This is a genomic window from Cryobacterium sp. TMT2-42-4 (genome assembly GCF_004402645.1).
Classification (GTDB): domain Bacteria; phylum Actinomycetota; class Actinomycetes; order Actinomycetales; family Microbacteriaceae; genus Cryobacterium; species Cryobacterium sandaracinum.
The window spans coordinates 118,438-131,892 of record NZ_SOFT01000025.1; the positions used below are offsets into that span (position 1 = coordinate 118,438).

A 13,455-nucleotide genomic window follows, 5' to 3' on the forward strand; every position below is an offset into this window, starting at 1 on the left:
CCACTAGTCGTCACGGCGTGTGCACACGCCTGTCGTCATTGCCGCACGCTCACAGCGTCCGGCATGCGGCAACTATAACAAGGCTAGACGGTCAGTTGCTGCGCTCCCGGGCGGGCGGCACGACCTCCCCGGCCTCATCGGCGTTCTCGTCCAGTTCGATCACGCCGTAGTCCCAGCCCTTGCGACGGTAGACGACGCTCGGACGCTTGGTCACGGCATCCTGGAACAGGTAGAAGTCGTGGCCGACGAGTTCCATGAAGTAGAGGGCGTCGTCGACGGTCATCGGTGCGGCCGCGAAAACCTTGCGGCGGATGACGACGGGGTTGTAGACGTCGTCCGGTTCTTCGGCCGCCGGAGTCTCCGCGTTCACGACGGGGATTGCTCCGGTGCGCACCCGCTCGAGCACCTCGGCGTCGGCCGGCTTGATGTCGACCACGCTGAAATCGACGGATGCCGCGTCGTGCAACGAGATGGGACGGTGGGCCCCGCCACGGTGCAGCTTCTGGCGGTCCTTGGCGCGGCGCACCCGTTCGAGCAACCGCCCCAGGGCGACGTCGAACGCCGCATACTTGTCGGAGCCGTCGGCTTCGGCTCGCACGATCGGCCCCTTGCCGATCAGGGTCAGTTCGACCCGGTCGTTGCCCGTGGCACCGTTCTTCTCCCGGTGGCGACTCAGCTTGATCTCGAGAGCCAGCGCTTTCTCGGCAAGACCGGCGACCTTCTCGGCCTTCTCGGTGGCATACTCCCGGAAACGATCAGTGATCCCTAGGTTTCGTCCAACGATGTTAGTTTCCATGACGACCTCCAGATCTGGCGAACCGCCCATATCTGGGCGATTATTACGCGCCTTCACGACCACCGTAGCCTTGCGCGCCGGATAAGTCACAGCCTTTTGTCAATCTGTTTCCGATGAACTTTCGGCAACGGGGAAACGACGGCGTGTTTCCGCCAGAGTGGCCACGCCGACGACCTCGCCGCCCGCAGCGAGCAGGGCACGTCGCACCTCGAGCACGGTTGCCCCAGTGGTCAGGATGTCGTCGACGACCAGGACACGGAGGCCGGACAACGACCGGTTCGCGACCAGCGAACCCGTGCGATTCCGCCCTCGCTCTGCGCTGCCCAGTCCGACCTGGTCCTGCGTCTCGCCCACGGTTCGGAGCAACCGAGTCGGCCGGAGCCCCGAGTGACCGAGCAGCAGCTCCACCGGGTGATAGCCACGGATGCGCCACGCCTGCTGTGACGAGGGAACGGTCACGAGGTGCACCCCGGCACCCTCCGGTACGGGGGCCAGCGCCGCAGCCACGGCGGCCCGGAGCGGACCGGCCAGCGCGCCGGCGGCATCCGTTCGGCCACCGTCCTTGAACGCTCCCAGGACCCGCCTGGCCACGCCGGAGTAGTCCAACGCGGACCACACCAGGACACCCGATCGTTCGGAGCTGTGCGCCCGCGGTGCCAGGGCTGCCCGGCAGACCCCGCACAGGGCCCGGTCGGGCATGCCGCAGCCGCTGCACTCGGTGGGCATCAGAACTGCCCACGCGTCGAGGGCAGCCCGGGAGAGGCCGGCTGGAGGGCGCATCCCGCCATCGTGGGGCCAGGCCCGGCCGGCCCGGGCGCGGGGCCCGAACCGGTGCAGAACCGGCTTCCGCACGAGCGGTGGAGGGGCTACCCGCCGATGCCCTGCTGGGTGGCCAAGAGGGCGACACCGCCGAGTCGTTCCTGCCAGCCGGCACCGCGCTGCACCAGGAGTCCGCCCGTGGACGAGAGCGCACGCAGGTCGCGCAGGTTGTTGCTGCCGACCATGGTGACGCTGTCCGGCGCGGACTCGAGGCGCGTGGTGAGTCCACCCAACTGCAGGGCCACGATCCGTTCCTCACCGCTGGGCAGGCGGGTCAGGCAGGCCACGGTGAGTTCGTCGATCCAGGCCGCGTCCACGGCCGTTCCTCCCGGCGCGGCCAGAAGCACCGCGTCGCCCAGCACGACCGGGGTGCGCTTGTCCCGGGTGATGGCGCTGACGACGAATCGGCTGTCCTTGCCCGACTGGAGCAGGGCGATCAGCCGAGTGCCGTCCCGCGACACGCGCAACGACTGGATCGCCGAGGCTTCCGGCCACGGTGTAGGGACAGCGGTCGCGTCGCCGTTCGGGCCGTACACGAACAGTTCACCGGGGCGCGCGGCGGGCACCGACCAGACGAAGCCGTAATTGTCGATGGCCGGCGCGATCAGCCCCTGGCGGGGATCGAGCTGCACCGGGTCGTCACCGACCCTGACGCCGTACACTCCCGTTCCCGTCAGCACGGCGGCCGCGGTCTGACCGGGCGAGAGGGTGACGGAGGTCGGGTCCAGGGCGACGATCGAGTCGGACAATCCGGCGATCGGGCTGATCGAGGAACCGCTTGCCGCCAGGAATCCAAATTCGCCCTCGCGCAGGATCAGCGCCCGGGCGTCGACGCGGGAATTCACGGTCGGGGCGTTCGCGCTCAACTCGGCGATGTCCTGCAGGTTGCGGTTGACGGTGATGGTGGCGGACAGCCCGGGCGGGAGGCTGTTGGACAGCTGGGCCTTCATTCGCTGCAGAGTGACCCGGTCGGCGTTCAGCGCTTCGCTGTTGAGGTCGACCTTGGCGTCCCTGGCGATGACCTGCACGGCATCGGCGGTGAGCTTGGTGCCGTCGGGGAACGCCGTCACGACGGCTCCGGCGAACCAGGGGCTCGGGCCGTCGAGCAGTCCGTTGACGATCTTCGTCAGGGTGGCCCCACTGCGCGGGTACCAGCGCAGATCAGGCACCAGGTAGCTGAAGCCCGGGTCGAAGAAGTAGAGCGCCTGGGCGGTGAAGACATCTTGAAAGATGTTCCGATCGACGACCGTGCCGTTCGGGGCCGCGCCGATGCGCCACTGGCCGCCGACCTGCACGAACTGGTAGCGCAACGCCACCGCGGTGGGCGACTCGACCTCGCGGTACTCGCCGCGCTCATCCACCTCGGCGACCGGATTCACCGAGAACTGCATCTGACCCTCGCCGACGGAGACGATGCTGCGCCCGGTGGCGTCGTCGATGGTCACCCCGGAGTCGGGCTCCCAGGAGCTGCTGTAGTTCGGAGCCAGGAACTCCCGCGCTATCGCGTAGTCATTGTCGGGGCTCGTCGCCGCGTCGATGAAGCCGCGCAGGATAGCCTCGGGGGTGGCGTCCTTCTGCGGTCGCGAGGGCAGGAACACGGGTGCCGGGGTGGCGCCGGGCTGCACGGTCTGCCCCGCGCGCACGCCTCCGTCTCGCGGGATTCCCGCGCATCCGGTCAGGGCCACCGCGAGCGCGATCAGGCCGGCGAACATCCGGGTTCGACTACGCATAGTGCCCTCCCTTTTCTCCGGCGGCCGTGCCACCGCCCGCATCGGCCGGGGGCAGCGGGCTCGGCGAGCTCGACAGCGTTCCGTTCGCGCTGCGCGGCAGGGTCAGCCGGAAGCACGACCCCTCCCCCGGGTGCGACCAGACCTGCAGCCAGCCGCCGTGCACGACGGCGTCTTCGAGGGAGATCGACAGGCCGAGGCCGGTGCCGCCGATGGTTCGCTTGCGCGACGGGTCGGCCCGCCAGAACCGGTCGAAAACGTGGGCCATCTCGGCCTGGCTCATACCCATGCCGTAGTCGCGCACCGACAGGGCCACCGCGCTCTCGTTGCTGTCGACAGACACGATGATCGGCTTGCCCTCTCCGTGCTCGATGGCGTTGCCGATCAGGTTGTGCATGATGCGGCGGATGCGGCGGGGGTCGACGTCCGCGTCGAGGTGCCCGCCCGGTGCCACCAGGGTCAGCACCGTGCCCTTGGAGTCGCCGAGCGAGCGCAGCCCTTCGATGGCGTCCTCGGCCAGGTGCACCAGGTTCGTGGGCTCGGTCTCCAGCTGCACCGACCCGGCGTCGTATCTGCTGATCTCGAGCAGGTCGCTCAGCAGCAGCTCGAATCGCTCGACCTGCGTGTGCAGGAGCTCGGCCGTGCGTTCGACCGCCGGCGGGAACGTGGCACGGTGGTCATAGAGAACGTCGCCGGCCAGCCGGATCGTCGTCAGCGGGGTGCGCAGCTCGTGCGAGACGTCCGACACGAAGCGCTGCTGCACCTCGGAAAGGTCGGCGAGTTCCTTGATCTGGCTCTGCAGGCTGTCCGCCATGCCGTTGAAGGAGCGGGCCAGCGTCGCGATGACGTCTTCACCTTTTTCCGGGATGCGCACGCCGAGGTCACCGGAGGCCAGCCGCGCGCTGGTGGCCGCGGCCACGCGGATCGGGGTGACCACGAAGCGCACTACGATCCAGGTCACCCCGCCGATCAGCAGGATCAGCACCAGGCCGGCGATGCCGAGGGTTCGCTGCACGAAAGCCAGGGTTGCCTCGGCGTCGGCCAGGCTATACCCGATGTACAGCTCGTACCGGCCGGCGACCGGCACGGTGAGCTGGGAACCGACGACGATGCCGGGAACCTGCGCGCCGTCATCCGTCGCAAGCGTCACCGACTGCCAAAACTGCTCCTCGGCTTTCTCCTGCACCTGGAGGCGGAGAGCGGGCGTGATCACGCCGGTCGAATCACCGAATGACGAGGAGTCCTGCGGCGCCACGGTGGAGGCGTCCTGCCCGGGAGATCGGAAGATGGCGATCATCTGGGATGAGGATGCCGCGGTAATCAGGGTGCGGCCGGAGCCCACCAGGGTCTGCACCTCCACCCGATCCGCGGCGTCGGAGGCGTCGAAGATGCCCTGCGCGGCGGTCGTGGCCCGGTTCGAGTCGACGAGCACCTGGTTCAGTCGTGATTGAAACAGGTCGTTGCCCACACTCGCGGAGATGTAGACCCCGACCACCATGATGGCCATGCCGGACAGCGCCACCGTGATGGTCACCGTGCGGAACTGCAGCGAGGAACGCCACAGTGCGCCGATCCTGGCCGGCCAGTCCCGCCAGTCCCGCCAAACGCTGCGGTCGTACCCGGTGCCACCGAACACGAGGAACCTAGCCGGCCGCGCCGGCCCGATAGCCGACCCCGCGTACCGTCATGACGATGCGAGGGTTGTCCGGGTCGTCTTCGACCTTGGCGCGCAAACGCTGCACGTGCACGTTGACGAGGCGGGTGTCCGCCTTGTAGTGGTAGCCCCAGACCTGCTCCAGGAGCATTTCCCGGGTAAAGACCTGCTGGGGCTTGGACGCAAGTGCCAGCAGCAGGTCGAATTCGAGCGGGGTGAGGTTGATCTGCCGCGAACCGCGCCGCACCTCGTGCCCGGCAGCATCGACGACCAGGTCCCCGATCTGCAGGTTGGCGGGGATCTCCGATGAAATCGGGCGCAGGCGCGTGCGGATCCGGGCGACCAGTTCCTTCGGGTTGAACGGCTTGACCATGTAATCATCAGCGCCGGACTCGAGGCCCTTCACGACATCCGTCGTGTCGGTTCGCGCGGTGAGCATGATGATGGGCGTGCCGGATTCGGCGCGGATCTGGCTGCAGACCTCGATGCCGTCGAGACCGGGCAACATCAGGTCCAGCAGAACCAGATCGGGCTTGACGGCGCGAAAGACTTCCAGGGCCAGGGAGCCGTCGGCGCAGAAGACCGGCTCGAAGCCCTCGGCGTGCAGCACTATGCCGATCATCTCGGCCAGCGCGGTGTCGTCGTCTACGACAAGAATGCGTGAGTTCATCAAACCGTTTTCCGCTCAGTCACCCAAAATACCCCGGTGAGTCATGCAATCACTGGCTTAAGAGTAGTCGACGGCGCCGCAGGAAAGCTCAACGCGCTCATTCCACACCGAGGTATGCCAGCATAGGTTTCGTGACCGACCCGCAGAACTGGCACTCCCCGACCGATGACGGGCGCAGCATCCCGGTCGGCGACGAGCAAAAACCGTCCCTCGCGCCCTCCGGTTTTGTGCCCCCGGCAAAACCGACCGGTGCTCCCGGTGCGGAAACGCCGCCGGTCTGGGGTCCCCCACCGACCTGGACGCCCCCGCCCAGACCGGGGCTGATCCCCCTGCGCCCGCTGAGTTTCGGAACCCTGCTGTGGGCGCCGTTCCAGGTTCTGCGCCGCAACCCGAAGGCGACCTTCGGCAGCGCTCTGCTCGTTCAGGCGGGCGTCGCCCTGATCGCCGTCGTCATCGTGGGTCTGGTCTCCTACTTCGCGCTCGCACGGGTAGAGAACTCTCCGCTGGAGGACCGCGACGCGCTCGAGGCCGGCGCGACCCTCAGCATTGTGCTCTCGGCCATCGTGCCGCTGGCTCTGGCGGTGGTCGCATCCGCTCTGTTGCAGGGCGTCATCGTGATCGAGGTGGCCCGCGCCACGCTCGGCGAGAAGCTGCGGTTGGGCGCCCTGTGGCGCGCCGTGCTGCCGCGCCTCTGGCCGCTGGTGCTCTGGACCCTGATGCTGAGTTCGGCCCTGATCGCGGCCATCGCCCTCGTGGCCGGACTGGTGGTGTTCTTCGTCTCCCTCGGCGGAGCGGGCGTGGGTCTGGCGGTGGTCACCGGCATCCTCGGCACGGTCGCCCTGCTCGCCCTCGGCATCTGGCTGTTCACGAAGACCTCGCTCGTGCCGAGCGTTATCGTGTTGGAAAGGCTCGGCATCCGGGCGGCGGTGGGGCGGTCCTGGTCGCTGACCCGCGGATACTTCTGGCGCACGTTCGGCGTGCAGTTCCTGGTCGCGACGGTCGTGAACGTCGTCTCCCAGATTGTGACGACACCGCTGTCGCTCCTGTTCGGTGCCGCCATCTCCGTGGTCGACCCGAACGCCGCCTTCGATGCGTACCTCCCGTCGGTCATCCTGTACGTTCTGACCATCCTCATCGGCCTGGTGCTCGGCGCCGTAGCAGCCGTGGTGCAGTCGGCCGCGACCGCCCTGATCTACATCGATCTGCGGATGCGCAAGGAAGGCCTCGACCTCGAGCTGGCCCGATTCGTCGAATCGGCCGCCGGCGCCGGTGTAGACCCCTACCGCTCGAAGCCGGCACACGCCTCGGAGGCTGCCTGGGCATGATCGCAGGGTCGCACATCCACACGGTGATCCGGGCGGCGATACCGGTCGATCCCGGCGCGCCCGAAGCGCGGAAGTGGCTGCGGGAAGAGCTGGCCAAGGCTCCGTACGAGGCCGCCAAGCCCACCTGGTTCGACCGGTTGTCGACATCGATTCTGGACTGGTTCGCCTCCCTCACCGCGCCGTCGGCCGACGGTTTCGCCGCGTGGGTGCCCCTGCTCCTGACCGTGGCCGTGGTGGTCCTGGTCGTCGCCGCCCTCCTCATTTTCGGCCTGCCCCGGCTCAACCGGCGCAGTCGGCTCGCGTCCGTCCTCTTCGGCGTCGACGACCGTCGCGGCGCCGCCGACCTGCGTCGTGCCGCGCTGGCCGCTGCCTCCCACCGGGACTGGAACCTGGCGAGTGCGGAGATGTTCCGGGCGCTGGCGCGCGGACTGTCCGAGCGCACCATCCTGATCGTGACGCCGGGCACCACCGCGCACTCCTTCGCGGCGCGGGCCGCCGAGGCCCTCCCCGGCGAACGGGTGCGACTGAGCGAGGCGGCCGAGCTCTTCGACGGGGTGCGCTACCTAGGGATCGACGGCACCGAGCAGCGCTTCCTGGCCCTGGCGGCGCTCGAGAGCGACCTGCGGACCGCCCGGCCGCCACAGCTCGAGGACCCAGCCCCGACGAAGCAGCCATGAGTCTTCTCATACAAACGGCCTCACCGTCGGCCGAGAACGCCGTCTCCTCCACACCGACCCTGCGCGAAGCCGGGCGCCGGGCGCGGTACTGGCTGCTCGCCGGCGTCGGCGCACTGATCGTCGCCGTCGTCAGCACTGTCCTCGCGGCGGGCGGCGGCGTGGGCGGTAAGCCCCTCGAGGCCGACAGCGCGGCCCCAGCCGGCGCGCGGGCGCTCGTCGAGGTACTCCGCCGGCAGGGTGTCGACGTCACCGCGGCCGACACCCTCGCGGAGGCGCGGAGCCTGGCCGGCGCCGCCGCCGACCCCACCGTGTTCTTCTTCGACGAGAGCGGCTACCTCACCGACGACCAGCTGAGCGAGATGTCCGCCCTGGCTCCGCGCACGGTGGTGGCCTCCCCCGATTTCCTGGCGCTGCAGACGCTGACCCCCTCGGTGGGCTTCGGCGGCGTGTCCCAGACCACGGTGTCCCGTGCCGCCTGCACGGTCGCGGCCGCCGTCAAGGCCGACAAGCTCTCCCCCGGCGGTTCCACACTCACGATCCCGGCCGACGCCACCGAGCTGAGCGGATGTTTCACCTCGGGAGAGAACGCCTTCGCCCTGGTCGAACAGGCCACCGCCGACCGGACACTCACCCTGCTCGCCGACGGCACCCTGTTCAGCAACGAGCAGATCGGCCAGGCCGGCAATGCCGCTCTCGCACTCAACCTGCTGGGCGCGGGCGACGCGCTCGTCTGGTACCTGCCGACGATCGCCGATGTGCCGGGAACCGGAACGCTGTCGCTCGGCGAACTGACGCCCGGTTGGGTCACCCCGACCCTGATCCTGCTGGTGCTGGTCACCGTGGCCGCGGCCGTCTGGCGTGGGCGGCGCTTCGGGCCTCTCGTCGCCGATAACCTGCCGGTCACCGTGCGGGCCAGCGAGACGATGGAAGGCCGGGCCCGGCTCTACGCACGCAGCAACGCCCGCCTGCGCGCCCTCGACGCGCTGCGGGTCGGCGCCGTGCAGCGCCTTGCCGTCCAGGTCGGGTTGTCCCGGCTGGCGAGCCTCGACGATGTGATCGCCATGGTCGCCACCGTGGTCGACCGGCCGCCGGCCGACGTTCGGACCGTGCTGGTGGACGCCGTCCCGGCATCCGACTCCGATCTCGTCGCCCTCTCCGACCGCATCCAGGAAATTGAGCGGGCGACGGCCCGCGCGACCACGCCCCTGCCACCCGGAAGAATGGACTCATGAGCACTCACACCCCTGTCGATACCCTGCGAGGCTCCCTCGCCCAGGTCCGCACCGAGGTCGGCAAGGCCGTCGTCGGACAGGACGGCGCGGTAACCGGGCTGATCATCGCGCTGCTCGCCCGCGGCCATGTGCTGCTCGAGGGCGTGCCGGGCGTCGCCAAGACTCTCCTGGTGCGGTCCCTGAGCCACTCGCTCAGCCTGGAGACGAAACGGGTGCAGTTCACGCCGGACCTGATGCCGGGCGACGTGACCGGCTCACTCGTCTACGACGCTCGGGTGGGCGACTTCGAGTTCCGCAAGGGCCCTGTCTTCACCAACATCCTGCTGGCCGACGAGATCAACCGCACCCCGCCGAAGACCCAGTCGGCTCTCCTTGAGGCGATGGAGGAACGCCAGGTCAGCGTCGACGGGCTGTCCCTCCCCCTGCCGGACCCGTTCATCGTCGCGGCGACAATGAACCCGATCGAATATGAGGGCACCTACACGCTGCCCGAGGCCCAGCTCGACCGGTTCCTGCTCAAGCTCGTGCTTGACGTGCCGGAGCGCGACGCGGAATTCGAGGTGCTGCGGCGCCACGCCGAGGGCTTCAACCCCCGCGATCTGGCCGGTGCGGGCGTCACCGCGGTTCTCGGCGCGAAGGAGCTGGAGACGGCCCAGGCCGCCGTGGCAGCCGTGGGCGCCAGTCCGGACGTCCTCGCCTACATCGTCGACCTGGCCCGCGCAACGAGGAGCAGCCCGTCGGTCAAGCTCGGCGTCAGCCCGCGCGGCACGACCGCGCTGCTCGCCGCGGCCAAGGCGTGGGCCTGGTTGAGCGGCTATGACTCGATCACCCCCGACCATGTGCAGGCGATGGTGCTGCCGGTCTGGCGGCACCGCGTGCAGCTGCGGCCGGAGGCGGAACTCGAGGGCGTGTCCGTGGACGCGATCCTGCGTGCCGTGCTCGCCCAGGTGCAGGTGCCGATCTAAGTGACGCTCACCGGTCGGTTCGTTGCCCTCCTCGCGCTCGGCGTCGTGCCGATCGTGCTACTCGGGAGCACCCCGGGGATGGCGACGGCCGTGCTGGGACTGTGGGTGCTCGCCCTCGTGGGTCTCGGCATCCTGGACCTGGCCCAGGCCGGATCGCCGCGGAAGATTGTGCTCACCCGCAGCCTGCCCTCCCGAGTGCGCCTGGGCGAAAGCGTGACGAGCGACCTGTACCTGACCAACACCGGGGGGCGGCGACTGACCATGGTGGTGCGGGATGCCTGGCAGCCGTCGGCCGGGACGGGCAACAACCGCACGCCGCTGGTACTCCCTCCTGGCGAACGACGCCTGGTGTCGCTGCGAATGACGCCCACCCGGCGCGGCGAACGCCGGGTGGACCAGGTCACGGTGCGCTCGTTCGGGCCGCTCGGGCTGTGGGCCCGTCAGGCCACCCTCCGGGCACCGGGCCAGATTCGGGTGCTCCCGCCCTTCAACGCGCGCAAGCACCTGCCGTCGCGCATGACCCGACTCAAGGAGCTCGACGGGCGCACCAGCCTGCTCGTGCGCGGCCAGGGCACCGAGTTCGACTCCATTCGCGAATACGTGCGCGGCGACGACGTACGCTCGATCGACTGGCGAGCCACGGCCCGGCACAACGACGTCATGGTGCGCACCTGGCGCCCGGAACGAGACCGCCGGGTGGTCATCCTGATCGACAGCGGCCGCACCTCGGCCGCCCGCATCGACGACGAGCCGCGCCTCGACACGGCTTTCGAGGCGTCGCTGCTGCTCGCCGCGCTGGCGGCCGGGGCCGGCGACCATGTGGACTTCATCGCCTACGACCGTCGGGTGCGCGGCCGCGTGCAGGGTGCGCAGGGAGCGGAGCTCCTTTCGCGCATGGTCGACACCATGGCCCTGATCGAACCGGAGTTGATCGAGACCGACTGGTCGGCCGTTCCCGGGGAGGTGCGCGCGGTGACGAGCCGCCGGGCCCTGGTCGTATTGATCACATCGATCGACGCGGCTGGAGCCTCGAGCGCCCTGCTGTCGGTGCTCCCCCAGTTGACCCGCAGAAACACCGTGATCGTCGCATCCGTCACCGACCCAACCACCCTGGAGGCCACGCGCCCGCGCGGCAACCGGGAGGAGATCTACCGGGCGGCGGCCGCCGAACGGGCACTGCTCGACGTGGCCCGGGTCTCGGCCGCCATCCGACGCCAGGGCGCCGAAGTCGTCACCGGCTCCCCCGCCGACCTGCCACCCGCACTGGCCGACCGCTATATCGCGCTCAAGGCCGCCGGCCGGCTCTAGTCGCTAGGCCGCGTAGATCCGGGTGCTGCCGGCCTCGAATTCGGCCAGGTCGCCGGTCTCACCCGCCCGCACGGCACGCCGGCCGAGCACGAGCATGTAGGCGAGGAAGGCGAGCAGGGCGGCCGCGCCGATCCCGATCTTCACCGGCCACGGCCACGGAGCCGGGGTGACGAAACCCTCGATCACCCCGGAGACGAAAAGCACGAAGACCAGACCGATGGCCACCGTCGAGAGGGCGCGGGCATCCTCGGCCAAGGCCTGCGCGCGCGTGCGCGCCCCCGGGGCGATCCAGGCCCAGAAGATGCGCAGTCCACCTGCCGCGGCCACGAAAATAGCGGTCAGTTCGAGCATGCCGTGCGGCGCAATGTACAGGAAGAACACGTCGCCCTTGCCGTAGGCGAACATGACTGCGGCCGTGATGCCGACATTCTGCGCGTTCTGCAGCACGATGTAGGGAACGTAGACGCCGAGGATCCCGAAGGCGATGGCCTGCGCGGCGATCCACGCGTTGTTGGTCCAGACCAAGCCGGTGAAGGATGCTGCGGGATTCTCCGAATAGTAGTTGACGAAGTCCTCGTTGACCAGTTTCTGCAGCTCGGCGTCGGAGCCGACGGCCGCCAGGGCCTCAGGGTTGCCGGAGATCCAGAAACCGTAAAGGCCCGCGACCACAATCGTCACCACCGCCACGGCAAGGGTCAACCACCGTAGGCGGTAGAGCGCGGCCGGCAATTGCAGCACGAAGAAGCTCGGGATCTGGGAAATAACGTTCGCGCTCGCCCCCGTGAACCGAAGCCTCGCCCGGGACAGCGCCACTGAGAGCCGGTCACCCTCCAGCGTCGAACCGGCGGTCGATTTGATCGCCGACAGCTGGGTCGCACCGGACTGGTACCGCTCGATCAGTTCGTCTGCCTGCGCGCCAGAGAGCCGCCGCTGCGCACCGAGCTCAGCCAGGCGGTCCCACTCGGCGCGGTGCGCCGCTGAATACGCGTCAAGGTCCATCTGCTCTAATAGTAGACATGGAGCAGCCCGGCAAGGTGGCCAATCACGGCCAGTATTCGTGGAGCGAGCAGGAATTGGTCACCGGCGAGGCCGTTGCCCTCGATGTAAGGGCCGCCAGCATTATCCTGCGCGCCGCCGGAACGATCATCGACTATGTTGCCTACATCCTCCTCTTCCTGGGGGTCGCCTTTCTTGTGGCCGGTCTCACGGGCGTGGCAGTCGACGACGCACTCGGACGGGCGCTCGGGATCGCAGGCCTGGTGGTCTGCCTGCTCATCGTGCCGATGGCTGTCGAAACGGCCAGCGGCGGACGGTCCCTGGGCAAGCTCGCCATCGGCTCCCGCATCGTTCGCGACGACGGCGGCGCGATCCAGCTGCGCCACGCGTTCATCCGCGCCCTGCTGGGCATCATCGAGATCTACCTGACGTTCGGTGGCATCGCCGCCACCACTGCGCTTCTGAACAGCAAGTCCAAACGCCTGGGCGACCTGCTGGCCGGCACGTACAGCCAGCACGAGCGGGTTCCCCGCCTCACTGATCGAACCGTTCCGCTGCCGCCCGTGCTCGAGACCTGGGCCCAAACGGTCGACATTGTGCGGCTCCCCGATCGCCTGTCCCGCCGCATCGCGCAGTTTCTCCGCCAGGCCGACAAGCTGACTCCGGCGACGCGGCTGCGCCTCGCAGACAGCCTGGCCACCGAGGCCGCCCCGTTCGTGTCGCCGAAGCCGGAGGTCTCGGCGGAGGTCTCGGCGGAGGTCTTCCTGGCCGGGGTCGCCGCGGTGCGCCGCAGCCGGGAGTCCACGGCGCTGAAGCTTGAGCGGGAGCGTCTCGACCGTCTGCAGCCCATTCTGCATAGCCTCCCGCACGGTTTCCCCCAGCGGTAGGGCGCCGGACCTCTCCCCTGCCGTTCCCGCGACGTATCCGACGAAGAATGTGGCGCAGCCGCCGGCGGGGCGGCTTGGCCGGGCCGTGTGTGTGTGGCTAACTCAGGATATCCGTTGCCCGCCGTGACCGGCTGCCGCGGATCGGTGCGGCACGGGTGCGGATGCCCGGTGCGGCCTGGTTGGATTTCCTGAGTTGGCCACGACCGCTACCGGATGGTGTGCCCCGCCGGGTGGGTGGGGCGGGGTGGTGGTTAACGCGCAATGGCCACCCCTGAGGGTGGCCATTGTGTGTGTTGCTACGTTGAGTCCGGCGGTGTCCTACTCTCCCACAGGGTCCCCCCTGCAGTACCATCGGCGCAGAGAGTCTTAGCTTCCGGGTTCGGAATGTGACCGGGCGTT

General features: G+C 69.1%; 12 protein-coding genes and 1 rRNA gene. 6 read left to right on the top strand and 7 right to left on the bottom strand.

Going from position 1 to position 13,455, the window contains the following annotated elements; all coding sequences use genetic code 11:
• Positions 1-91 precede the first annotated feature (91 nt).
• The 5 genes from raiA to mtrA form a co-directional block, all read right to left on the bottom strand.
• Entirely contained in the window at positions 92-796 is a 705-nt protein-coding gene (gene raiA, locus E3O18_RS09125; RefSeq protein WP_134396005.1) for a ribosome-associated translation inhibitor RaiA, read from the bottom strand.
• 99 nt (positions 797-895) lie between these two features.
• A complete protein-coding gene (locus E3O18_RS09130; protein ID WP_134396006.1) occupies positions 896-1,576 on the bottom strand; it encodes a phosphoribosyltransferase family protein in 681 nt (226 codons plus the stop codon).
• 86 nt (positions 1,577-1,662) lie between these two features.
• Positions 1,663-3,345 carry an LpqB family beta-propeller domain-containing protein gene (locus E3O18_RS09135; protein WP_166784572.1) on the bottom strand — a complete coding sequence of 561 codons (1,683 nt, stop codon included), beginning with the start codon at positions 3,343-3,345 and terminating at the stop codon, positions 1,663-1,665.
• Positions 3,338-4,978 carry an MtrAB system histidine kinase MtrB gene (gene mtrB, locus E3O18_RS09140; RefSeq protein WP_241976532.1) on the bottom strand — a complete coding sequence of 547 codons (1,641 nt, stop codon included), beginning with the start codon at positions 4,976-4,978 and terminating at the stop codon, positions 3,338-3,340. The genes E3O18_RS09135 and mtrB overlap by 8 nt, the downstream gene beginning before the upstream one ends.
• A 7-nt stretch (positions 4,979-4,985) precedes the next feature.
• Entirely contained in the window at positions 4,986-5,666 is a 681-nt protein-coding gene (mtrA, locus tag E3O18_RS09145) for an MtrAB system response regulator MtrA (RefSeq protein WP_134396008.1), read from the bottom strand.
• A 131-nt stretch (positions 5,667-5,797) separates the two neighbouring features.
• Here mtrA and E3O18_RS09150 point away from each other — a divergent pair, with 131 nt between their 5' ends.
• The 5 genes from E3O18_RS09150 to E3O18_RS09170 are packed head-to-tail and all read left to right on the top strand — an operon-like array spanning position 5,798 to position 11,173.
• On the top strand, positions 5,798-6,991 hold the full coding sequence (locus E3O18_RS09150; protein WP_134396009.1) for a hypothetical protein: 1,194 nt from the start codon (positions 5,798-5,800) through the stop codon (positions 6,989-6,991).
• Positions 6,988-7,668, top strand: a complete 681-nt coding sequence (locus tag E3O18_RS09155; RefSeq protein ID WP_134396010.1) for a DUF4129 domain-containing protein — start codon at positions 6,988-6,990, stop codon at positions 7,666-7,668. The genes E3O18_RS09150 and E3O18_RS09155 overlap by 4 nt, the downstream gene beginning before the upstream one ends.
• The gene (locus tag E3O18_RS09160; RefSeq protein WP_134396011.1) at positions 7,665-8,900 is read left to right on the top strand and encodes a DUF4350 domain-containing protein; all 1,236 of its coding nucleotides are present in this window, start codon (positions 7,665-7,667) and stop codon (positions 8,898-8,900) included. Before E3O18_RS09155 ends, E3O18_RS09160 begins: the two co-directional genes overlap by 4 nt.
• Positions 8,897-9,865, top strand: a complete 969-nt coding sequence (locus E3O18_RS09165) for a MoxR family ATPase (RefSeq protein ID WP_134396012.1) — start codon at positions 8,897-8,899, stop codon at positions 9,863-9,865. Before E3O18_RS09160 ends, E3O18_RS09165 begins: the two co-directional genes overlap by 4 nt.
• The gene (locus tag E3O18_RS09170) at positions 9,866-11,173 is read left to right on the top strand and encodes a DUF58 domain-containing protein (protein WP_134396013.1); all 1,308 of its coding nucleotides are present in this window, start codon (positions 9,866-9,868) and stop codon (positions 11,171-11,173) included.
• A 3-nt stretch (positions 11,174-11,176) separates the two neighbouring features.
• On the opposite strand, the gene E3O18_RS09175 is transcribed toward E3O18_RS09170, so the two are convergent.
• Positions 11,177-12,172, bottom strand: a complete 996-nt coding sequence (locus E3O18_RS09175; protein WP_134396014.1) for a stage II sporulation protein M — start codon at positions 12,170-12,172, stop codon at positions 11,177-11,179.
• Positions 12,173-12,189: 17 nt separating this feature from the next.
• On the opposite strand from E3O18_RS09175, the gene E3O18_RS09180 reads away from it, so the two are divergent.
• On the top strand, positions 12,190-13,056 hold the full coding sequence (locus E3O18_RS09180) for an RDD family protein (protein ID WP_134417944.1): 867 nt from the start codon (positions 12,190-12,192) through the stop codon (positions 13,054-13,056).
• 305 nt (positions 13,057-13,361) lie between these two features.
• Here E3O18_RS09180 and rrf read toward each other — a convergent pair.
• Positions 13,362-13,455 (bottom strand): 5S ribosomal RNA (rrf, locus tag E3O18_RS09185); the annotation flags it as partial.